The sequence below is a fragment of the Streptomyces sp. NPDC013187 genome (assembly GCF_042899705.1).
GTDB lineage: Bacteria > Actinomycetota > Actinomycetes > Streptomycetales > Streptomycetaceae > Streptomyces > Streptomyces hawaiiensis_A.
In genome coordinates this window covers 195,053-216,016 of sequence record NZ_JBIBAF010000006.1, presented here as the reverse complement: position 1 = coordinate 216,016, position 20,964 = coordinate 195,053, and the positions used below count along the sequence as shown (strand labels likewise).

20 protein-coding genes are annotated in these 20,964 nt (G+C 72.5%); 17 read left to right on the top strand and 3 right to left on the bottom strand.

The window, feature by feature from the left end; translation table 11 throughout:
* Positions 1–354: 354 nt before the first annotated feature.
* The 3 genes from ACFY5B_RS14470 to ACFY5B_RS14460 all read left to right on the top strand — a co-directional run bounded on the left by ACFY5B_RS14470 (position 355) and on the right by ACFY5B_RS14460 (position 2,664).
* The gene (locus ACFY5B_RS14470; protein WP_389968815.1) at positions 355–1,524 is read left to right on the top strand and encodes a glycerophosphodiester phosphodiesterase; all 1,170 of its coding nucleotides are present in this window, start codon (positions 355–357) and stop codon (positions 1,522–1,524) included.
* A gap of 91 nt (positions 1,525–1,615) precedes the next feature.
* The gene (locus ACFY5B_RS14465; RefSeq protein WP_389968813.1) at positions 1,616–2,110 is read left to right on the top strand and encodes an RNA polymerase sigma factor; all 495 of its coding nucleotides are present in this window, start codon (positions 1,616–1,618) and stop codon (positions 2,108–2,110) included.
* Between the two features lie 56 nt (positions 2,111–2,166).
* The gene (locus ACFY5B_RS14460) at positions 2,167–2,664 is read left to right on the top strand and encodes a GNAT family N-acetyltransferase (RefSeq protein ID WP_389969194.1); all 498 of its coding nucleotides are present in this window, start codon (positions 2,167–2,169) and stop codon (positions 2,662–2,664) included.
* Positions 2,665–2,733: 69 nt separating this feature from the next.
* Here the strand turns inward: ACFY5B_RS14460 and ACFY5B_RS14455 are convergent, their stop codons facing one another.
* Together ACFY5B_RS14455 and ACFY5B_RS14450 are read right to left on the bottom strand one after the other, a co-directional pair.
* On the bottom strand, positions 2,734–3,162 hold the full coding sequence (locus ACFY5B_RS14455) for a hypothetical protein (RefSeq protein ID WP_389968811.1): 429 nt from the start codon (positions 3,160–3,162) through the stop codon (positions 2,734–2,736).
* A complete protein-coding gene (locus tag ACFY5B_RS14450) occupies positions 3,143–3,502 on the bottom strand; it encodes a hypothetical protein (protein WP_053668244.1) in 360 nt (119 codons plus the stop codon). The genes ACFY5B_RS14455 and ACFY5B_RS14450 overlap by 20 nt, the downstream gene beginning before the upstream one ends.
* A 69-nt stretch (positions 3,503–3,571) precedes the next feature.
* Here ACFY5B_RS14450 and ACFY5B_RS14445 point away from each other — a divergent pair, with 69 nt between their 5' ends.
* From ACFY5B_RS14445 to ACFY5B_RS14400, 10 genes are all read left to right on the top strand, one after another.
* A complete protein-coding gene (locus tag ACFY5B_RS14445; protein WP_389968809.1) occupies positions 3,572–4,222 on the top strand; it encodes an HAD family hydrolase in 651 nt (216 codons plus the stop codon).
* A gap of 374 nt (positions 4,223–4,596) precedes the next feature.
* Positions 4,597–5,631 carry a methionine ABC transporter ATP-binding protein gene (locus tag ACFY5B_RS14440; protein ID WP_389968807.1) on the top strand — a complete coding sequence of 345 codons (1,035 nt, stop codon included), beginning with the start codon at positions 4,597–4,599 and terminating at the stop codon, positions 5,629–5,631.
* Entirely contained in the window at positions 5,628–6,335 is a 708-nt protein-coding gene (locus ACFY5B_RS14435) for a methionine ABC transporter permease (RefSeq protein WP_389968805.1), read from the top strand. The genes ACFY5B_RS14440 and ACFY5B_RS14435 overlap by 4 nt, the downstream gene beginning before the upstream one ends.
* A gap of 60 nt (positions 6,336–6,395) precedes the next feature.
* A complete protein-coding gene (locus ACFY5B_RS14430) occupies positions 6,396–7,214 on the top strand; it encodes a MetQ/NlpA family ABC transporter substrate-binding protein (RefSeq protein ID WP_389968803.1) in 819 nt (272 codons plus the stop codon).
* Between the two features lie 138 nt (positions 7,215–7,352).
* Entirely contained in the window at positions 7,353–7,985 is a 633-nt protein-coding gene (locus ACFY5B_RS14425) for a GNAT family N-acetyltransferase (RefSeq protein WP_344454514.1), read from the top strand.
* Positions 7,986–8,135: 150 nt separating this feature from the next.
* Positions 8,136–9,356: a precorrin-6y C5,15-methyltransferase (decarboxylating) subunit CbiE gene (cbiE, locus tag ACFY5B_RS14420; RefSeq protein ID WP_389968800.1), complete on the top strand. Its 1,221-nt coding sequence runs from the start codon at positions 8,136–8,138 to the stop codon at positions 9,354–9,356.
* 379 nt (positions 9,357–9,735) lie between these two features.
* Positions 9,736–14,160 carry a nicotinate-nucleotide--dimethylbenzimidazole phosphoribosyltransferase gene (gene cobT, locus ACFY5B_RS14415; RefSeq protein ID WP_389968798.1) on the top strand — a complete coding sequence of 1,475 codons (4,425 nt, stop codon included), beginning with the start codon at positions 9,736–9,738 and terminating at the stop codon, positions 14,158–14,160.
* Positions 14,161–14,370: 210 nt separating this feature from the next.
* Positions 14,371–15,612 (top strand): uroporphyrinogen-III C-methyltransferase, encoded by a 1,242-nt coding sequence (gene cobA / locus ACFY5B_RS14410; protein WP_389968796.1) that lies wholly within the window; start codon positions 14,371–14,373, stop codon positions 15,610–15,612.
* A 64-nt stretch (positions 15,613–15,676) separates the two neighbouring features.
* Entirely contained in the window at positions 15,677–16,495 is an 819-nt protein-coding gene (locus ACFY5B_RS14405) for a TrmH family RNA methyltransferase (RefSeq protein ID WP_389968794.1), read from the top strand.
* A gap of 3 nt (positions 16,496–16,498) precedes the next feature.
* On the top strand, positions 16,499–16,891 hold the full coding sequence (locus ACFY5B_RS14400) for an NUDIX domain-containing protein (protein WP_389968792.1): 393 nt from the start codon (positions 16,499–16,501) through the stop codon (positions 16,889–16,891).
* A gap of 54 nt (positions 16,892–16,945) precedes the next feature.
* Here ACFY5B_RS14400 and ACFY5B_RS14395 read toward each other — a convergent pair whose 3' ends face one another.
* Entirely contained in the window at positions 16,946–18,400 is a 1,455-nt protein-coding gene (locus ACFY5B_RS14395) for a protein kinase (protein WP_389968790.1), read from the bottom strand.
* A 195-nt stretch (positions 18,401–18,595) separates the two neighbouring features.
* On the opposite strand from ACFY5B_RS14395, the gene ACFY5B_RS14390 reads away from it, so the two are divergent.
* The 4 genes from ACFY5B_RS14390 to ACFY5B_RS14375 all read left to right on the top strand — a co-directional run bounded on the left by ACFY5B_RS14390 (position 18,596) and on the right by ACFY5B_RS14375 (position 20,901).
* The gene (locus ACFY5B_RS14390) at positions 18,596–18,835 is read left to right on the top strand and encodes a hypothetical protein (protein ID WP_104778733.1); all 240 of its coding nucleotides are present in this window, start codon (positions 18,596–18,598) and stop codon (positions 18,833–18,835) included.
* A gap of 235 nt (positions 18,836–19,070) precedes the next feature.
* Positions 19,071–19,280 carry a hypothetical protein gene (locus ACFY5B_RS14385; protein ID WP_053668257.1) on the top strand — a complete coding sequence of 70 codons (210 nt, stop codon included), beginning with the start codon at positions 19,071–19,073 and terminating at the stop codon, positions 19,278–19,280.
* Positions 19,281–19,595: 315 nt separating this feature from the next.
* Entirely contained in the window at positions 19,596–20,531 is a 936-nt protein-coding gene (locus tag ACFY5B_RS14380) for a phosphotransferase family protein (protein ID WP_389968787.1), read from the top strand.
* Positions 20,532–20,610: 79 nt separating this feature from the next.
* Positions 20,611–20,901 carry a zf-TFIIB domain-containing protein gene (locus tag ACFY5B_RS14375; protein ID WP_344454529.1) on the top strand — a complete coding sequence of 97 codons (291 nt, stop codon included), beginning with the start codon at positions 20,611–20,613 and terminating at the stop codon, positions 20,899–20,901.
* Positions 20,902–20,964: the final 63 nt, after the last annotated feature.

The window sequence follows — 20,964 nt, the reverse complement described above, 5'->3', positions numbered from 1 at the left end:
AGTCTGTGCAGGTGAGGACGATACTCGTGGCCCCGGCCATCGCGCACATCGGGCGCGGCGACTTCACCGAGGCCTTACGCACTGTTGACGCGCGTTTACCTGCGGTGGCACACCACCCACGATACGAAACGCGGCCGACATGCTGTGACGCACGTCCCCCCGGAGCCCACCCCACGCGTTCCCAGAACGGCCCGGCCGAATCGAACAGACACGACGAACCGTCAACTCGACCTCCTCACCAGCCACTACGACATCCGAGGTCACCCGCGTGTTCCGCCCGAGGTCTCCCACTGGTCATGTACGCGCCCCTACGATCGGCGCGCACGGACGAGCCGAACGGCAGAGAGGGCGCTCATGGGAACGCGGGAGTCGAACGAAGAAACGAGTGGTACCGGACGGCGGTCCCTGCTCGGCGCGGCGGTGCTCGGCGCCGGCGGAGCGGTTCTCGGCATGACCGGCACGGCGCGTGCCGACAGCGCCCGGCACGGCGGCGGACACGGCGGAGTGAAGAGCCTGCCCAAGCCGACGATCATCGGCCACCGCGGCGCCAGCGGCTACCGCCCCGAGCACACCTTCGGTTCGTATCAGCTGGCCCTCGATCTGGGTGCCGACATCGTCGAGGCGGGCGACCTGGTGCCGACCAGGGACGGGCACCTGGTCTGCCGTCACGAGCCGGAGATCGGCGGCACCACGGACGTCGCCGACCACCCCGAGTTCGCCGGCCGCAAGAAGACCAAGCTGCTCGACGGCGTCTCCACCACCGGCTGGTTCACCGAGGACTTCACGCTCGCCGAGCTGAAGACGCTGCGCGCGGTCGAGCGCATCCCGGCCAACCGCCCGCACAACACGCTCTACAACGGCCGCTGGGAGATCCCCACCTTCGAAGAGGTCCTCAGGTGGCAGGACGAGCAGACCCGTAAGCGCGGCAAGCAGGTGTGGATCTATCCCGAGCTCAAGCACCCCACCTACTTCCGCAAGCAGGGCCTGCCCCTGGAAGAGCGGGTCGCCAAGCTGCTGGGCAAGTACCGCAAGGACCGGCGCACCTCCCCGGTCATCCTCCAGTCCTTCGAGCCGACCAGCGTCCAGCGCCTGCACAAGCTCGTCGACAACCCGCTGGTCGTCCTGCTGTCCTCGGCGACCTCCCGCCCCTGGGACTTCGTCGAGACCGGCGACCCGCGCACGGTCGCCGACCTGGTCAAGCCGGCCGGTCTCAGGGAGATCGCCTCCTACGCGCAGGGCATCGGCCCGACCCTTGACCTGGTCGTCCCGCGCGACGCCCAGGGCAGGCTCACCAAGCCGACGACGCTCGTCTCCGACGCGCACAGGGTGGGCCTCATCCTGCACCCCTACACCATGCGCAACGAGAATCCCTTCCTGCCTGCCGACTTCCGCAAGGGCGCGGACCCGGACGCCTACGGTGATGTCTTCGGTGCCTACCAGGCGTACTTCGCGACGGGCATCGACGGCGTCTTCACCGACCAGCCCGACACCGGTCTGCTGGCCCGCGAGGACTTCACCGGCTGAGCCGCGTCAACGTCCGGGCTCACACCCCCCGGTCGAGTGAGCTTCCGCCGCCCGGGCAACCCGCCGCCCGGGCGGCCGCGTCGCTCCGCATATGACGCACGACCTGGTCACCGCCCTGCGCCCGCTGCTCACCGCCGAGGCCTCCGCCGAGGCATATTCCGCCGGAACCGAACCAGGTGACCTGGAGCAGGCGGTCTGGCTCCGTCTGCTGGAGCGGCTCGACGCCGAAGGGCCGCCGCTCGACCCCGAGCAGTGGCTCCGCCGCGCCGTGCGCTCCGAGGTGCGCCGCACCCGCCGAACGAGCCGCCTCGAACGGCCGTACGCCGGTGAGCCGGTCGACGACGGGGACCGCGACCCCGAACAGCTCGCCCTCACCGCGGCCCGTGGCCGGGCCCTGCGCGAGGCCGTGCGCCGCCTCCCGGGCCGCTGCCCACGGCTGATGGAGGCCCTGCTCTCGCCGGAGGACCTGACATACCGGGAAATCGCAGGGGAGTTGGGTATCTCACAGGGGAGTCTTGGCCCGGAACGTTCCAGATGCCTGGGATGTCTCAGGAGATTGCTGACGCCGGAGGTTGCGGCCCGCTGAGGACGGGGATAGGAGTGGGGACGACAGGTGATCAGATGAGCGGGAGGCGTGCGCACATGGGCATGAGCGTGACCATCTCTGCGGCGACCGAGCAGGACGCGGAGCAGATCTTCAGGCTGCAGTACCTGTGCTTCCAGCCGGAGGCGGCGCTGTACGGGAACTACCGCATCGACCCGCTCGTCCAAACCCTCGACTCGGTCCGCGAGGAGGTCACCCGCGACTGCGTCTTCGTGGCCCGGCTCGGCGAGGAGGTCGTCGGCTCGGTCCGGGGCTCGGTCACCGAGGACGGCGCCGCCGCGATCGGCAAACTCTGCGTCCACCCCCGCCTCCAGGGCCACGGCATCGGCGCCCGCCTCCTCAGGGCGGCCGAATCGGCCCTCGCCGGCGACCACGGCGCCACCCGCTTCCGCCTCCACACGGGCCACCGCAGCGAGGGCAACCTCCGCCTCTACCGCAAGGTCGGCTACGAAACGGTGGGCACGTCCCAGGGCGCGGACGGCGTACCGATGATCGTCCTGGAGAAGCCGGCGAGCACGTACGCAGCGACGGCTTGAGTCTCGCCCCTCAGGGGCGCGGGGAACTGCGCGACAAGCCACACCCGGCCCGCGGCCGCCTGACACACCTCAGGCGGCACCCTCCCGGGGCGCACCCTTCCGCAGCCAGTAGATGGCGGACACCGGCAGGATCACCGGAATGAAGAGATACCCCATCCCGAAGTCCGACCACACGGTGGCGTCGGGAAACGCCGACGGCTCGGCCAACGTCCAGGTCCCCACGGTCAGTACGCCCACCAACTCGGCGACACAGCACGCCAGGGCGACCCTCCGCGCCGTCTCCCCACCCCGCACCAGCGAGTACGTGATGAACCCGTACACGACACCGGCCACGGCCGACAGCGAGTAGGCGAGCGGCGCCCGGTCGAACTCCGTCGCGATCTGGAACGCGGACCGCGACACCGCCCCCACGACCATCACGCCGTACAGCCACACCAGCAGCGTGCCCGGCCCGCTGATCAGCCGGCGCCGGCTCACCTCAGCCTCCCCAGATGTCATAGAGACGCACCTCCAGCACCGCCAGCACTACACCGCCGGCGGCCACCGTCACCGAACCCCACCGCGTCCGCTCGGCCAGCGACATGAACCCCGCCGCCGGGACACACGCGAACGCCCCCAGCAGATACGCCACGAAGATCGTCGTCCCCTGCTCCGGCTTCTCGCCCTGCGCGAGCAGCACGATCCCCACGACCAGCTGGACCAGCGACAGCAGCGTGACCACGGCCATCCCGATGAAGTGCCAGTCCTTCGTCGGCTGGTCGCGGTAGGCCGCCCAGCCGCACCAGGCGGCGAGCAGCAGCGCGGCGACGCCGGTCACCAGCGTCAGGGCATTCAGCATGCAGCGACCTTATTACGGCCGAAAAGGCCCCCTGCTTCCGGCCCTGGCCTGCACCGTAGGGTCGAGGACATGACGATCCACGCGCAGGCCCTGCTGTTCGACAACGACGGAACCCTCGTCTCCTCCCTCGCCTCGGTGGACCGCTGCTGGACGCGGTGGGCCGGGGAGTACGGGATCACGGCCGAGGAGTTCGCGCGCGTCGAACTGCACGGGCGTCCGGCCGCAGAGATAGCCGCCGACCTGCTGCCCGCCGAGGTCGTGCCGGCCGCCGTCGCGCGCATCGAGGACCTGGAGGTGGAGGACGTGCCCAACGACGGGGTACACCTGCTGCCGGGCACGCGGGCCTTCCTCGACGTGCTGCCCGCCGAGCGCTGGGCCGTCGTCACCTCGGCCACCCGGCGCCTCGCCGAGGCCCGCCTCGACGCCGTCGGCATCCTGCCCAAGACGCTCGTCGCCGCGGACGACATCACCCGTGGAAAGCCCGATCCCGAGCCCTACCTGCTCGCCGCCCGCGCGCTCGGCGTGGACCCGGCGCACTGCGTCGTCTTCGAGGACGCCCCGGCGGGCCTGACGGCCGGCCGCGCCGCAGGCATGACCACCGTGGCGTTGACCACAACCCATCAGGCTCACGAACTCCACGCCGATCTCGTCGTCGAGGATCTGTCGGCCCTGTCCGCGCTGGTCACCGAGCAGGGCGTGGAAATCTCCGTGCACGGCTGACGACCCCGGATCTCCGTCCACCGCTGTCCAGCATCCGGACAGCGGAGGGTCGGTCAGGACCGTACGCGTGTTTTACTGACGACATGACCACGACGAGCGACCGCATCCCCGCGACCGAGGCGACCATGACGCCCGGTGCTCGTTGTATGTGTCGAATGTGCGCCTTCTAGAGGGCCCCTGCACCACCCCTGAGCTCGCGCCCCGAAGCGAGACGCGGCCTGTCCGCACGCCCTGAGCGTCGCGTGACCCGAAGCCGCCCGCGCACATGTTCTCCCCGGTTCCACTCCCCAGCGAGAACCGTGTCGCGTCCCTGACCGAATGCACCTGTGCCCGGGCACCCCCACGCCCGCGCACTCGACAGTGACGGAATCCCAGTGATCACCACCTCGGGCCTGACCAAGGTCTACCGTGCACGCGGCCGTGAGGTCACCGCCCTGGACGGCGTCGACCTGCACGTCCGCGAAGGCGAGGTGTACGGCGTCATCGGCCAGTCCGGCGCCGGCAAGTCCTCGCTCATCCGCTGCGTCAACCTGCTGGAACGCCCCACGGCCGGCACCGTGACCGTCGCCGGGCAGGACCTGACCGCCCTGGCCGGCCGCGGGCCCCGCGCCGGAAAGGAACTCCGGGAGGCGCGCAGCCGTATCGGCATGGTCTTCCAGCACTTCAACCTGCTGTCCTCCCGGACCGTCCAGGACAACGTCGAGCTGCCGCTGGAGATCCTCGGGACGTCCGGGCAGGAACGCTCCCGCAAGGCGCTGGAGCTGCTCGACCTCGTCGGTCTCGCCGACAAGGCCAAGTCCTACCCGGCGCAGCTCTCCGGCGGCCAGAAGCAGCGCGTCGGCATCGCCCGCGCCCTCGCCGGCGACCCGAAGGTGCTGCTGTCCGACGAGGCCACCAGCGCCCTCGACCCCGAGACCACCCGCTCGATCCTGGCGCTGCTGCGCGACCTCAACCGCCAGCTCGGTCTGACCGTCCTGCTCATCACCCACGAGATGGACGTCGTGAAGTCGGTCTGCGACTCGGCCGCCCTCATGGAGAACGGGCGCATCGTCGAGTCCGGCACCGTCAGCGAACTCCTCGCGACGCCCGGCTCCGAACTCGCCTCGGCGCTCTTCCCGCTCGACGGCGAGGCCTCCGGCGAGGACCGCACCGTCGTCGACGTCACCTTCCAGGGCGAGAGTGCCACCCAGCCCGTCATCTCGCAGCTGGCCCGCACCTACAACATCGACATATCGATCCTCGGTGCCGCCATCGACACCGTCGGCGGCCTCCAGGTCGGCCGGATGCGCATCGAACTGCCCGGCCGCTACGAGGACAACGTCGTGCCCATCGGCTTCCTGCGTGAAAAGGGCCTCCAGATCGACCTCCTGGGCCATGACTCCGAACCGGTGAAGGAAGGTGCCAAGTGACCTGGTCCGAGATGCAGCCCCTGCTGGAGCAGGCGTGTTGGGACACCCTCTACATGGTCGGCTGGTCCACGCTCATCGCCGTCGTCGGCGGACTGCCGCTCGGCATCCTGCTGGTTCTCACCGACCGCGGCGGCCTGCTGCAGAACCTCGCCGCCAACAAGGTCATCGGGCAGATCGTGAACATCGCCCGCTCTCTGCCGTTCATCATCCTGATGGTCGCGCTGATGGGCTTCACCCGCTCGATCACCGGGACGACCATCGGCGTCGAGGCCGCCATCGTGCCGCTCGCCGTCGGCGCCATCCCGTTCTTCGCGCGCCTGGTCGAGACGGCCGTCCGCGAAGTGGACCACGGGCTCGTCGAGGCCGTTCAGGCCATGGGCGGCAACACCTGGACCATCGTCCGCAAGGTCCTCGTCCCCGAGTCCCTGCCGTCGCTGATCTCCAGCACCACCACCACGATCGTCGCCCTCATCGGCTACTCCGCCATGGCGGGCACCGTCGGCGCCGGAGGCCTCGGCGACATCGCCATCCGGTACGGCTACCAGCGCTTCGAGACCCAGCTGATGTGGATCACCGTCGCGATCCTCGCCGTCGTCATCTCGGTCATCCAGTTCGCCGGTGATTACGCGGCCCGCTCCCTGCACCGCCGCGGCGCCCACTCCGGCCCCGCCCCCAAGCTGCGGCTGCTCAAAGCCGCCTCCTGACTCCCCGCCCACCCACGACGGGGTCGCACCACCGCAAGGCCACAAGGAAAGGCACTTTTCGTGCGTAACACCGCCAAGATCACCACCGCCGCACTCGCCGCCGGAGCCCTCACCCTCGGGCTCAGCGCCTGCGGCGCGGACAGCTCGGACACCGACGGGCCGCTGATCGTCGCCGCCAGCCCCGTGCCACACGCCGAGATCCTCGACTACGTCAAGGACAACCTGGCGAAGAAGGAAGGCCTCGACCTCCAGGTCAAGGAGTTCACGGACTACGTCACGCCGAACACGGCGACGCAGGACGGCTCCGTCGGCGCCAACTACTTCCAGAACAAGCCGTACCTCGACGACTTCAACAAGAAGAACGGCACCGACATCGTGCCGGTCGTCACGGTCCACCTGGAGCCGCTCGGCCTCTACTCCCACAAGGTCAAGAAGGCCGACGACCTGAAGAGCGGTGCGACGGTCGCCATCCCCAACGACACGGTCAACGAGGCCCGCGCCCTCAAGCTCCTCGCCGCCCACGGGCTCATCACCCTCAAGGCGGGCGTCGGCAACGAGGCGACCCCCTCCGACATCACCAAGAACCCCAAGAACCTCAAGTTCAAGGAGCTGGAGGCGGCCCAGACCCCGCGCTCCCTCGACGACGTGGACGCCGCCGTGGTCAACGGCAACTACGCCATCGAGGCCGACCTCAAGCCCTCCAAGGACGCCCTGGTCCTGGAGTCCCCGAAGAACAACCCCTACGGCAACTTCCTCGCCGTGAAGAAGGGCAACGAGGACGACCCGCGCGTGAAGAAGCTCGCGAAGCTGCTCACCTCGCCCGAGGTCAAGAAGTTCATCCAGGACAAGTACGCCGGCTCCGTGCTCGCCTCCTTCTGAGCCCGCATCCGGCACTCGCGCACGGGGTCCTCCCCCCACCCGGTGGGGAGGGTCCCGTGGTGCGGATCAGTGCTTTCATGCTGCATGCTGGGCAGTTCAGCATGCCCTGAAGGTTCACCGAAGGTTACGGAGCGGCGCATGACGAGCACCTTCCCCAACATCTCCATCAGCACGGAGCGGTTGGTGCTGCGTCCCCTCGACGAAGACGACGTCGCCTCCCTGGCCGCGATGATGAACGACGAACAGGTGGCGGCCTGGACCTCCGTCCCCCAGCCCTTCACGGAAAGCGGCGCCCGCACCTGGATCACCGAGTACGCCCCCACGCAGCGTACCGAGGGACACGGAATCGACTTCGCCGTCACCGAGTTCCTCACGCAGCGCCTGGTCGGCGTCATCCAGCTCGGCAAGACCAACTGGCACGTGCGCTCCGCCGAACTGTCGTACATCATCGCCCCCTGGGCACGCGGTGAGGGCTACGCCTCCGAGGCCGCCCTGGCCACCGCCCAGTGGCTCTTCGGGGACCAGAAGTTCGAGCGCATCGAACTGCGCACGGCGGCCGACAACACCGCCTCCCAGCAGGTCGCCCAGAAGATCGGCTGTATCAGCGAGGGCGTGCTGCGCAACGCCTGTATAGCCCGGGCCCGTGCTGAGGACGGCACCTGGACCGACGTACGCACCGACTTCATCGTCTGGAGCCTGCTCCCCGAGGACCTGGAGGGCGTCGGCGACCAGCTTCGTGACGGCTTCACGTCCTTCGGCGACTGGAACTGACCGGAACCCCCCGGAGGACGCCGGCGACAACGGCACCGGCACTCCCCCCTTCGCCTCCACCGGGTACCCTCACGGAGCCCGCCCCCGGGCCGCTCCCCACCACGCCACGCAGACGACCTGCGCAAACCAAACCCCTGGAGACTGACGACGATGGCCGACCGCGTCACGGTGATCGGCTGGGACGGTTCGCCACTGACCGCCGCGGCGAGCGCCGCCCTGGGCGCCGCCACGCTGGTGGCCGGCGCCGCCCACCACCTGGCGCTGCCCGAGGTGCCCGCCGGTGCCGAGCGCATCCGCCTCGGCAGTGTCGCCCTCGCCGCCCGCCGTATCGCAGCCCACCGCGGCACGGCCGTGGTCCTCGCCGACGGCGACCCGGGCTTCTTCGGTGTCGTACGCACCCTGCGGGCCCCCGAGTTCGGCCTCGAGGTGGAGGTCGTGCCCGCCGTCTCCTCCGTCGCCGCCGCCTTCGCCCGCGCCGGGATGCCCTGGGACGACGCACAGGTGGTCGTCGCACACCCTCGTACCCTGCGACGCGCGGTCAACGTATGCCGCGCCCACACCAAGGTGGCGGTCCTCACCTCACCCGGCGCGGGCCCCGCAGAACTCGGCCTGCTCCTCGAAGGAGTCCACCGCTCCTTCGTCATCTGCGAGGAACTCGGCACCGCCCGCGAGCGCGTCTCCGTCGTCACCTCCGACAAGGCCGCCGACCACACCTGGCGCGACCCCAACGTCGTCATCGTCCTCGGCGGCCCGGCCCGGCCGGACACGGCGGGGGAGAGCGGCGGCTGGATCTCCGGCCGCGACCCGTCCGCCGGACCGCGCGGCTGGACCCTGCCCTCCGACGCCTACGGCACGGACCTCGGGGAGGGCGAGACCCAACTGCTGCGTGCCTCCCAACTCGCCCGTCTCGGGCCCCGCGTCGGTGACCTCGTGTGGGACATCGGCTGCGGCAGCGGCGCCTTCGCCGTCGAGGCCGCCCGGGCCGGTGCCGCCGTTCTCGCCGTCGACAGCGACAGGGCCGCCTGCGCCCGCACCGACGCCACGGCCCGCCGCCTCGGCGTCCAGCTCCAGATCGTGCACGGCACCGCCCCGCACATCCTGGAGAACCTCCCCGAGCCGGACGTCGTCCGCGTCGGCGGCGGGGGAGCGGCCGTCGTCTCGGCGGTCGCCGACCGCCGCCCGCAGCGCATCGTCACGCACGCCGCCACCCGCGACGCCGCCGAACTGATCGGCCGCGACCTGACCGAGCACGGCTACGGCGTCGAGTGCGCCCTCCTCCAGTCCGTCGAACTCGACACCAGGGCCTGGACGGAGAAGGAACGGAGCGTCGCGTTCCTGCTCAGCGGCGTACTGCCGAAGCGCGGCGCCTGACCCCGCGACCGTCCGCACGACCGTCCCCGTGATCGGTTTGTCGTACTGCGCGCGGTAGGCTGGCCGATCGCTGCACCGCACAAGGACGCCCGGCGCTTCGTCGGTCAATGTCCGGAAAACCCGCCCGTTTTGGGGTGTGTGTGGTACGGCAGAACCGGAGGACGCGCAACGTGGCGCAGTCCACAGCGGAACCGTCGCGGATCAAGCTGCCGTGGGGGTGGTTCGACCGCGACAATGCCAGTGAATGGCTTTGTCGCCTTTTCCGGGCGGACCGTTCGTGCCGCTGGGGACGCACGCTCGTTCTTCACTGCGGGGCGGTCGGTGCGCCGTCCCGGGCGAGCTGGTCGTAGGAGCACTAACCGATGGGCGAGGGGTACGCATGACCGACACCGGCCAGGTCCCGGGCGAGGGACTGCCGGAGAGCGCAGGCATGGTGGAGCAGCCGGACGCCCCCGCGCCCGGTCCGTACCCCTACCTCTCCGAGACCACCGCCGAGGACGAAGACCTGCTGCTGTTGCCGGGCGCCCAGGGCGCCTGGGGCAACGAGGTCCCACCGCCCGCGCCGGAGCCGGTCGAGGAGGCCGTGCACCAGCCCGGCCCGCACGAGATCTCGGGCCGTGACAGCGGCTCGGTCGACCTCAGCGCGGTCCGTCTGCCCGACCCGCCGCCGATCCCGCCCATCACCCCGCGCCGGCCCCTGCACCTCGGTCCGCCGCTGCCCGACAGCTCGGCGAGCCCTGTCCGTTCCCTCGCCGACCGCGGCCCCGCCGACGCACCGGTACGCCAGCCGTCACCGTCCCCGGCGGGTCCCGAGTACCTCGACGGTCCCCGTACCCCTGAGGCGCAGACGCAGCCCGCCACGCCCTGGGGCGTGCCGGCCCCGCACCCGGCCCAGGTGAGCGCCGGGGCGGCGCCTGCGGAAACGGTTGTTCCGGCAGCGGAACCGATGGGCACGGCCCAGGCGGTCGCGACCCAGGCGCCGACGGAGACGAACCACACGACACCGTCGGCTCCGGCCGCACCCGCGCAGCCCGTGCACGCCGAGCAGCCCGCGGGCACGCCCCTGATGACCGCCGAGCCCGAGCAGGTCGCCCCCGAGGCGGCGGCTGCCGTGGGTGACCCCGTGGTTCCGGGTGTGGTTCCCGGTGTGGACCCGGCAGAGGGTCAGCCGGCTGCGGCCGAGGCCGGTCAGGTTCCCGTGGGTGTTCACGTGGGTGAGGCTGCCCCCGCTGGTGAGGCTGCCCCCGCTGGTGTGGCTGCCCCCGCTGGTGCGGGTGCCGGACCGGACGCGGCCCAAGCCGTCGCCCCGGAGCAGGTCATGACCGCGCAGGGGGCAGACCCCGCGGCCCTGGACGTGGACGCGGCAGCGGGCCGAGTGGCTGCCGCCCAGGCCGGCCTGGTTCCTGCCGGTGGTTCCGCAGGTGCGGCCGAGGCCCAGGTGACCGAGGCTCAGATCGGAGAGGCTCAGGCAACCGGTGCGGCCGAGGCCCAGGTGACAGAGGCTCAGATCGGAGAGGCTCAGGCGACCGAGGCCGGGGACGCGACTCCCGAGCAGGCTGCGGCCGCCACGGGCGACCCCGCCGGAGCGGGTACCGGCCCCGACGCGGGCCAGGTGACCGGCGCCGACGCGGGGACCATGGCTGCTCCCGAAGCGGTCGCGCCGCCGGCATCGGAGCCGGGACCGGCCGTGAACGGCGCAGCGCAGAACGGTGCACCCGCCGGTGAGTCTCCTGAGGCTCCCGGACCGGACGCCTCCGGCGAGCAGACCCGGTCGGCCGCTGCCGAGCATGCCGAGGCCCCGGCTCCCGCCCCGCAGGCCGACCAGGCCCCGCAGGCCGTGGCACCCGCTTCTGCTCCGCAGGCCGACCAGGCTCCGCAGGCCGTGACACCCGCTTCTGCTCCGCAGGCCGACCAAGCCCCGCAGGCCGACCAAGCCCCGCAGGCCGGCCAGGTCCCGGACGCGGTCCCCTTCCCGGATGCTGCCTCCGGTCCGGAGCACGCGGCCGTCACCTCGCCCGAGCCCACCGGCCCAGAGGTATCCGCCCAGGTACCGGACGAGGCAGCCGCTGCCGCTGCCGCTGCCGCTGCCGCTCCCGCGCCCGACGCAGCTGCCCCGGAAGCCGTTCCGGCCCCGGGTGTCGCCCCCGAGGCCGCCGCATCAGGCCCGGACGAGGCCCCCGCACCCGGTGCGGACGCCACCGCCTCCGAGACCGTGATGCCGGGGCCGGAGACCAACGCCGAAGAGGCTGGGCCGCAGTCCCAGCCGCAGCCAGAGGCGGTGATCGACGCCGGGACGCCCGCGCAGGAAACGCAGGCGACGGCCCCGCAGCCCACCCCTGTCGGCCCTCACTCCGAGGCCGCCGACCAGGTCGCCGCTGCCCAGGCCACCGAGCCGGCCGGCCCGGAAGGGGCCGTTCCACCCGCCGAGACCGCCGCCACCCCTGCCCCGGCCCCGATCGCCGAAGGCGGCGCTGCCCCGGCAACGGACGGTGTCGTCACCACGGCCCCGGAAGCGGCAGCCCTGGCCGCCGAGCCCGCCGAGGCCCCCGTCCCCACCCCCGCCCCCGAGCCGGACACCACCCCGGAGGCGACCGCCCCGGCCCAGCCCCCGGCGGCAGCGGCACCCGCCGAGGCCCCCGCACCCGCCGAGGCACCGGAGGCACCCGTGCCCGCCACCGCCGCGACAGCCCCCACCGCCGACGCGCCAGACCCGGCCCAGGCCCCGGAGGCGGCGGTCATGGCCGCCTCCACCGCCGAGACCGTCGAGCCGGGTTCAGCCCCCGACGCTCCCGCATCCACCGAGGACGTCACCGTCGTCCTCCCCGCCCCGGCCGCGGACGAGCAGCACGGACAGCCGGTACAGGGCCCGCAGCAGTCGCCGCCGGCGACGCCCGAGACGCTGGAGCCCCCCGCACCCGCCGTCACCGTCCCGGCACCCCGCGACGGTGATGCCGAACTCGCACAGAACGCCGACGACCTGGACACCCGGGCCGCCGAACAGGAAGACCTCGCCGACCAGGAACGCCGAGAAGAGAGCGCGGCCGCAGTGGCAGAAGCCCGACAGTCCACCGGCCCCGCGGCCCCCGGCTACGACCCCGCCGAGCGCGAGGCCGTCCTGAAGGTCATGCGCGAACGCCGCGACATCCGCAACGGCTTCCGCAGCGACCCCATCCCGCACGAGGTGCTGCTCCGGGTCCTGGAGGCCGCCCACCACGCGCCCTCCGTGGGCCACTCGCAGCCCTGGGACTTCGTCGTCATCCGCTCCGCCGACACGCGGCGCGCGATGCACGAACTGGCCATGCGTCAGCGCGACGCCTACGCGAAGTCCCTCCCCAAGGGCCGGGCGAAGCAGTTCAAGGAACTGAAGATCGAGGCCATCCTCGACACGCCGGTGAACATCGTGGTCACGGCCGATCCGACCCGTGGCGGCCGCCACACCCTCGGCCGCCACACCCAGCCCCAGATGGCCCCGTACTCGGCGGCCCTGGCCGTGGAGAACCTCTGGCTCGCCGCCCGCGCCGAAGGCCTCGGTGTCGGCTGGGTCAGCTTCTTCGACGAGCGCGAGATGGTCCGCGCCCTCGGCCTGCCCGAGCACCTGGAGATCATCGCCTACCTGTGCGTCGGCTACGTCGACGAGTTCCCGGACGAGCCCGAGCTGTTGCAGGCCGGCTGGTCCAAGCGCCGCCCGCTGTCGTGGGTCGTGCACGAAGAGACATACGGCCGCCGTGCCCTGCCCGGAGAGGAACCCCACGACCTGCTCGCCGAGACCGTCGCGCAGATCCGCCCGCTGGACGCCAAGGCGCTCGGCGAGGCGTGGGAGCGCCAGAAGCGTATGACCAAGCCGGCCGGAGCGCTGGGCATGCTGGAGATCATCTCCGCACAGCTGTCCGGCCTGTCCCGCCAGTGCCCGCCGCCCATCCCGGAGCCCGCGGCCGTCGCCATCTTCGCGGGCGACCACGGTGTGCACGCCCAGGGCGTGACCCCCTGGCCGCAGGAGGTCACGGCCCAGATGGTGGCCAACTTCCTGGGCGGCGGCGCCGTGTGCAACGCCTTCGCCACCCAGGTCGGTGCCGAGGTCTGCATCGTGGACGTGGGCGTCGCCGCCGACCTCCCGGCCACCCCGGGCCTGCTGCCCCGCAAGATCCGTGCCGGTACGTCCGACCTGACGACCGGCCCCGCGATGACCCGCGAGGAGGCCCGGCAGGCCATCGAGGTCGGCATCGAGACCGCCCGCGACCTGGTCGCCGCCGGCAACAAGGCCCTGCTGACCGGTGAGATGGGCATCGCGAACACCACCGCGTCCGCCGCCCTGATCTCCGTCTTCACGGGTGCGGACCCGGCCGAGGTCACCGGCCGGGGCACGGGAATCAACGACGAGACCCTAGCCCGCAAGACCGAGGTCGTCCGCCGGGCCCTGGAACTCCACCAGCCGGACCCGGCCGACCCGATCGGCGTGCTCGCCGCGATCGGCGGTTTCGAGCACGCCGCCATCGTCGGCCTGCTCCTCGGCGGCGCCTCCCTGCGTACGCCGGTGATCCTGGACGGCGTCAGCGCCGGCGCCGCCGCCCTGGTCGCCCGCGCGATCGCCCCGGAGGTGCTGGCCGCGTGCATCGCGGGCCACCGCAGCGCCGAGCCGGGCCACGTCGCCGCCCTCAACAAGCTGGGCCTGCGCCCCCTGGTCGACCTCGACCTCCGGCTCGGCGAGGGCACCGGCGCCCTGCTCGCCCTGCCGCTGGTCCAGAGCACGGCCCGGGCGATGCACGAGGTGGCGACGTTCGATTCGGCAGGAGTGACGGAGAAGTAGGGCTCCGGCCGTCCCCGTGGGTCCGGGGGAGGGCGTTCCGCAGGACGGACCGCCCGCCCCCCGGACCGCCCGTCCGCGAACCGCCCCGGACCGCCCACCGGCGGCACCCTCGGGTGCCCAGCCACTGGACCACCTGAGCCGCCCTCCCTCGCGCCCACTAAAATCCGCACGTCAGGGCACTGAACACCGCCGCAACAGGAGCCGCACCTCATGGCCGAACATCCCGCCTACCCCGTAGGTCTCCGCCTCACCGGCCGTCGTGTGGTCGTCCTCGGCGGCGGCCAGGTCGCCCAGCGCCGCCTCCCGGCACTGATCGCGGCGGGCGCGGACATCCTCCTCGTGTCCCCCGAGGCGACCCCCTCGGTCGAGGCCATGGCGGACGCCGGCGAGATCACCTGGCAAAGGCGCCCGTACAGGGAGGGTGACCTCGCGGACGCCTGGTACGCCCTGATCGCCACCAGCGACACGGAGGCGAACGGCACGGCATCGGCCGAGGCGGAGCGCCACCGCGTCTGGTGCGTCCGGTCCGACGACGCCGACAAGGCCACGGCCTGGACCCCGGCCACCGGTCACAGCGAGGGCGTCACGGTCGCCGTTCTGACCACCGACGTCAAGGGGCGCGACCCCCGCCACACCGCCGCCGTCCGCGACGCGGTCGTCGAGGGCCTGCGCGACGGCACGCTCGTCGCCCCGCATCACCGCACTCGCACCCCCGGAGTCGCCCTCGTCGGCGGCGGCCCCGGCGACCCGGACCTCATCACCGTGCGCGGCCGCCGCCTGCTCGCCGAGGCGGACGTCGTCATCGCGGACCGCCTCGGCCCGCGCGACCTCCTCGCCGAACTGCCGCCCCACGTCGAGGTGATCGACGCCGCGAAGATCCCCTACGGCCGCTTCATGGCCCAGGAGGCCATCAACAACGCGCTGATCGAGCATGCGAAGCAGGGCAAGTCGGTCGTCCGGCTGAAGGGCGGCGATCCGTACGTCTTCGGCCGCGGCATGGAGGAGCTCCAGGCCCTCGCCGAGGCCGGCATCCCCTGCACGGTCGTCCCCGGGATCTCCAGCTCGATCTCGGTCCCGGGCGCGGCCGGCATCCCGGTCACCCATCGCGGCGTCGCCCACGAGTTCACCGTGGTCAGCGGCCACGTCGCGCCCGACGACGAGCGCTCCCTGGTCGACTGGCCGTCCCTGGCCCGCCTGACCGGCACGCTGGTGATCCTCATGGGCGTCGACAAGATCGGAAAGATCGCCGAGACGCTCGTCGCCCACGGAAAGCCCGCCGACACTCCCGTCGCCCTCGTCCAGGAGGGCACGACCGCCGCTCAGCGCCGCGTCGACGCGACCCTCGCGACCGTCGCGGAGACCGTGCGCACCGAGGACGTGAAGCCCCCGGCGGTCATCGTCATCGGCGAGGTCGTGAAGGTCGGCTCCCCGACCACGGCGACGAACGAGTAACCCCGGGTAACCCAACCCGTCCCGAGCCGTTGGCACCGCACCCAGGACAAGGCAGTATCACCCTGTGGCCGATCTCATCACCGTCGAGGATCCCGACGACCCGCGTCTGCGCGACTACACCGGCCTGACCGACGTGGAGCTGCGCCGCAAGCGCGAACCCGCCGAGGGCCTGTTCATCGCCGAGGGCGAGAAGGTCATCAGAAGGGCCAAGGAAGCGGGCTACGAGATGCGGTCCATGCTGCTCTCGGCCAAGTGGGTCGACGTCATGCGCGACGTCATCGACGAACTCCCCGCCCCGGTCTACGCCGTCAGCCCGGAGCTCGCCGAGCAGGTCACCGGCTACCACGTGCACCGCGGCGCGCTCGCCTCCATGCAGCGCAAACCCCTGCCCACGGCCGCCGACCTCCTCCGGACCGCCCGCCGCGTCGTCATCATGGAGTCGGTCAACGACCACACCAACATCGGCGCCATCTTCCGCTCGGCCGCCGCCCTCGGCATGGACGCCGTCCTGCTCTCGCCCGACTGCGCCGACCCCCTCTACCGCCGCAGCGTGAAGGTCTCCATGGGTGCGGTCTTCTCCGTCCCGTACGCCCGCCTCGACACCTGGCCCAAGGGCCTGGAGTCCGTCCGCGAGGCGGGCTTCACCCTCCTCGCCCTCACCCCCGACGAGAAGGCCCGGTCCCTCGACGAGGCCGCCCCGCACACCATGGACCGCGTGGCCCTCATGCTCGGCGCCGAGGGCGACGGCCTGTCCACCCAGGCCCTGGTCGCCGCCGACGAGTGGGTCCGCATCCCCATGTCCCACGGCGTCGACTCCCTCAACGTGGGCGCGGCCGCCGCCGTGGCCTTCTACGCCGTGGCCACCGGCCGGCCCACGGACTGAGCCGTGGAGCAGCGCGAGGCGATCGTCGCCGTGCTCCGGCGCGGCGAGCGCCTCCTTGCGATCCGGCGCGGCCCGGCCGTCGCCCGGCCCGGCTACTGGCAGCCCCTCAGCGGCAAGGTCGAGCCGGGCGAGACCCAGGAGCAGGCGGTCGTCCGGGAGGTCCACGAGGAGGTCGGCCTCACCGTCGTACCGGAGGCGAAGGTCTGGGAGTCGGAGACCGACGACCACCGTTTCCGTCTCCACTGGTGGACCGCCCGGGCCGACACCGGCGAGGTGGTCCCCGACCCGCGTGAGGTCGCCGAGACCCGCTGGGTCACCCCGGGTGAGTTCCTGGCCCTTGACCCGCTCTTCGACGGCGACCGTGAGTTCTTCGAGCGGATCCTGCCGCGGCTGTGACACCCCGCTGAAGCGGGGCGTCGTTCCACGGCCGCAGTCGCGCGACCCGGGTTCCTACGGCTCGAAGTCCCGCGGGCGGTCGTCCTGCTGGACGTGCTCCTGCCGCACGCCGCCCCCGTCGCCGCCGAGCCCCCGCGCCGGGCCCTGGCAGCCCTGAACCAGGGCGATACCGACCGCCACCAGCAACGTCACCACGACGAACACGAACAGCCGCTGCCGCAGCAGCCGCGGATTGGCGGGCCGCAGTTTGGTGCCCGTGTTCCTGGGCGCCGGGCGCCCGGCGCCGCTGTGCGGGGCGGGGCGCCCGCCACTGCCCGACCGTGTCCCGTCGCGCCCGGTGGGCGTCGGCCGCGGCCCCGACCGCGACGGGGTGCCGCCCCGCGAGGCACCGGGCCCGCGCATCGGCGTCCTGCCGCGGCTTCCGCTTCCCGTCGACCGGTTACCGCTCCCGGTCGCCCGGGCACCGCCCCGCGCACCGGTCCCGCTCTGCGAAGCCGTACCGTCCGGCGAGCCATGGCCGTCCCGGGAGGGAGCGGAACCCCGGGGCGGGGGAGTGCCCCGTCCCCGCTGCGGCCCGGAACTCTGCTGCCCCTGCGGACGCCGGGCCCGCTCGGGGTAGGTGTCGACGGGCCGGTCGCTGTCGGCGCCGCGCGGCGCGGGCGGCCGGACGCCGGGGAGGTCCTGCGACTCCCGGGCCGCGATCTCCTTCAGCCGCAACGACAGTTGGAGCGTGCTGGGCCGCTCCTCGGGATCCTTCGCCAGACACGCCCGGACGAGCGGAGCCAGCGCGTCGGGCACGCCGTGCAGCTGCGGCTCCTCGTGCACCACGCGGTACAGCATCACCTCGGAACTGCCGTGCCCGAAGGGCGAGTCGCCCATGGAGGAGTACGCGAGCGTGGCACCGAGCGAGAACACGTCCGTGGCCGGTGTGACGGCGGCCCCGCGCACCTGCTCCGGCGCGAGGAAGCCGGGGGAGCCGACCGCCGTGCCCACATGGGTGAGCGTCGAGGCGCCGGTCGCCCAGGCGATGCCGAAGTCGATGATCCGCGGCCCCTTCGGGGACAGCAGGATGTTGGAGGGCTTCAGGTCCCGGTGCACCACCCCGGCCTCGTGCACCGCGACCAGGCCCTCCGAAAGGGCGGCACCGACGGCCGCGACATCGGCCGCGCAGAGCGGCCCCTCGGCCGCCACCTTGTCGTGCAGGGAAGGGCCGGGCACGTACTGCGTGGCGAACCAGGGGCGGTCCGCGTCGAGGTCGGCGGCCACCAGCCGGGCCGTGCAGCCACCACGGATCCGCCGGGCCGCCGAGACCTCACGGGCGAACCGGGAGCGGAACTCCTGATCCTCCGCCAGGTCCGGACGGATGACCTTGAGCGCGACCCGCTGCCCCTTCTTGTCGGAGCCCAGGTAGACCACGCCCATCCCGCCCGCGCCGAGCCGTCTGTGAAGCTTGAACGAGCCGACGACGCGCGGGTCCTCGCGCCTCAGGCGCATCATCGCCATGTTCATCCCCGCTGCCCGGTCCTGTGACGAGCCACAGCTTACGTTTCCGCGGCCGCCCGCGCGCAGAGGCCGCGCCCTCTCAGCGTGATGGATTGTCAGTGGTGGGTGGGAGACTTGAAGAGTGGTCAGGGAGGGCGCGAAGAGGCGGACTTCGCGTGCGGAGTGATCCCAACCACCCGTCGCAGAAGGGGGATTGGTCCTGTGAAGGGTGATCGTGTGGAGATAGTCGTGGACGCGGGGGACACGACGCGCACGTACGAGGTCGTGGCGAGCAGAGCGGGACGCAGGGTGGAGACGACGGTACGGCGGGGTGTCGTGGAAGTGAGCGAAGTCACCCGTAGCGGGAGGGTCGTGCGTACCGCCCGCTTCATGGCGAATCGGGTGCTCGCGCTGGTGGAACAGCCCGTTCCGAGGGAGGAGAGCTCGGACAAGGAGGGATGATCCGGGCGTCCCGTCGGGGAAGACCCTGAGACCCGCGCCCTCGTCTCCACCCAGGGGAGTACATCGCAGGTGGCGGCTCATCCTCGGGGAGGCCCGCCAATCGGTACGAGGGCATGACGCCGGGGCGGGGCCGGACGCCTAGATTTGAGGTCAAGCGGCGGGTGGCAGCACTCGTCCCCCGAGGTCAGACGCCCGCCGCTGCCAACGACAACCGATAACGGTCAGGAGAGGGACCATGGCCCAGACGGCACCGCGGACACTGCTCCGCGAGGAGGGACGCAAGGCGTACGCCGCCGCGTTCCGCCCTCGTCGCCAGGGCCGTCGCCACCCGCTGGTGGCGACGCTGATGGCCCTTCCCCTGGCGGTCCTGCTCCTCCTCGTCTTCGACGGGTGGGAGACAGTGGCCACACAGGCGTCGTCCGTGGGAGAGATGCTGGGGCGCTGAGCGGCGACCCCAGGCCCGGAAGAGCGGTCCGGGCGGGGACATCACACCCATGAAACCCCGTGGGGACGGGGGTGCGGCGGACGGCACAAATGCCGGCGCAGCTGGGGAGCTGCGCCGGCATTGCTTTTCCTTCAGCCGGATCCACTCGCCGCCGCTGCCGGCATGCGTGCCGACCAGGGGCGGCATGGGAGGGCGCAGCGGCATCGCACTCCATCGGGCCGCACCCCTCGCCCGCCCGGCCGCAGTCCCGACGCCGAGAATCTGATGCCGCCAGTTCCTGACACGGTGTGCCCCCACCGCACGTACCCTCGCCCCGTGACCCCCGCCCCACTCCTGCGCGCGCTCGCCGCCAAGGCCCGAGTCGCCGCCCATGCGCGCTCGTCGGCCTGCCCCTGCGGCGCGGCCACGCTCGCGGACCGCCCCGACGGCATCGTCGTACGCCACGCGGACACCGTCGCGAAGGCCCACCCACCGGACAGCGACCCGGCCGAACTCGCCGGCCGCCTCACCCTGGCCACTCGCCTCCCCGGTATCCTCCTGCCCCCACTCGACCCCACCCCGCTCGCACTGCACGGCCGCCTCGTGACGTTCTGGCCGTACGGCACCCCCGTGGATCCCGACGACCCGGACGCCGCCCCATGGGAAGCCGCCGCCACCCTCCTCGCCCGCCTCCACCGCACTCCGGCCCCGCCGGGCCTGCCCTCCATGCGTGGCCCTGCCAAGGCGGCCCGAGCCGTGGCCCGGCTCCGCGAGGCCGGCCCGCACCCGGCGGCCGCCCCCGTCCTGCGCGCCTGGGCCACACTCCCGCCCTGGGCCCGGGCCGAGGCCCCCATGCCGCACACCGGCACCCTCTGCCACGGTGACCTCCACCTCGGCCAGCTCGTACGCCGCGCAGCCCCCGACGGCCCCTGGCTGTTGATCGACGTGGACGACCTCGGTACCGGCGTCCCCGCCTGGGACCTCGCCCGCCCCGCCGCCTGGTACGCCTGCGGCCTGCTCCCGCCCGGGGAATGGGCGCGCTTCCTCACCGCCTACCGCGAGGCCGGCGGTCCCGCCGTCCCGGTCGAGGGCGATCCCTGGCCCGCTCTCGACGTCGCCGCCCGCGCCCTCACCGCGCAGACCGCGGCAAGGGCCGTCGCCAAGGCGGTCGCGGCCGGGCGCCCGCTGGACGAGGTGGAGCAGTCGGTCGTGGACGCCTGTGACCGAATGGCTACCGTCCCGCCACAGTTGGCGCAGGAGCACACGAAGTAGGGTGCAACCGACTGCAGCGGGACAGAGTCTGTCCTGGCGAGATGTGAAGCAGGACCGACCGGCGAGGAGTTGAACGACCATGCAGTGTCCGAAGTGCCGTGCGCCGATGCACACGTACAACCGCAACGGTGTCCAGATCGAGCAGTGCAGTGGCTGCCGCGGGATCTTTCTCGACTACGGCGAGCTGGAGTCGCTGACCCGCCTGGAGGCCCAGTGGTCCCAGCCGGCCCCGCCGCCCCCGCCCGCCCCGCAGGCCTACCCCGCCCCGCCGGCTCCCGCCTGGGGTGCCCCGCACGGCGGCCACGGCCACCACGGTCATCATGGCCACCACCGCAGCAAGAGCTTCGGCCACATGCTGTTCTCGTCCTGACGCGCGTCGCGGAACGGCGTCGCGAAACGCAAGGAGCCCCCGGCCTCGAACGGCCGGGGGCTC

What these genes read in the sequence shown, in the direction of transcription:
- ACFY5B_RS14395 (WP_389968790.1), bottom strand. Translation starts at nt 18,400, where the DNA reads ATGAACATGGCGATGATGCGCCTGAGGCGCGAGGACCCGCGCGTCGTC.
- cobT (WP_389968798.1), top strand. Translation starts at nt 9,736, where the DNA reads ATGACCGACACCGGCCAGGTCCCGGGCGAGGGACTGCCGGAGAGCGCA.
- ACFY5B_RS14425 (WP_344454514.1), top strand. Translation starts at nt 7,353, where the DNA reads ATGACGAGCACCTTCCCCAACATCTCCATCAGCACGGAGCGGTTGGTG.
- ACFY5B_RS14455 (WP_389968811.1), bottom strand. Translation starts at nt 3,162, where the DNA reads ATGACATCTGGGGAGGCTGAGGTGAGCCGGCGCCGGCTGATCAGCGGG.
- ACFY5B_RS14385 (WP_053668257.1), top strand. Translation starts at nt 19,071, where the DNA reads ATGGCCCAGACGGCACCGCGGACACTGCTCCGCGAGGAGGGACGCAAG.
- cbiE (WP_389968800.1), top strand. Translation starts at nt 8,136, where the DNA reads ATGGCCGACCGCGTCACGGTGATCGGCTGGGACGGTTCGCCACTGACC.
- ACFY5B_RS14450 (WP_053668244.1), bottom strand. Translation starts at nt 3,502, where the DNA reads ATGCTGAATGCCCTGACGCTGGTGACCGGCGTCGCCGCGCTGCTGCTC.
- cobA (WP_389968796.1), top strand. Translation starts at nt 14,371, where the DNA reads ATGGCCGAACATCCCGCCTACCCCGTAGGTCTCCGCCTCACCGGCCGT.
- ACFY5B_RS14470 (WP_389968815.1), top strand. Translation starts at nt 355, where the DNA reads ATGGGAACGCGGGAGTCGAACGAAGAAACGAGTGGTACCGGACGGCGG.
- ACFY5B_RS14465 (WP_389968813.1), top strand. Translation starts at nt 1,616, where the DNA reads ATGACGCACGACCTGGTCACCGCCCTGCGCCCGCTGCTCACCGCCGAG.
- ACFY5B_RS14460 (WP_389969194.1), top strand. Translation starts at nt 2,167, where the DNA reads ATGGGCATGAGCGTGACCATCTCTGCGGCGACCGAGCAGGACGCGGAG.
- ACFY5B_RS14445 (WP_389968809.1), top strand. Translation starts at nt 3,572, where the DNA reads ATGACGATCCACGCGCAGGCCCTGCTGTTCGACAACGACGGAACCCTC.
- ACFY5B_RS14375 (WP_344454529.1), top strand. Translation starts at nt 20,611, where the DNA reads ATGCAGTGTCCGAAGTGCCGTGCGCCGATGCACACGTACAACCGCAAC.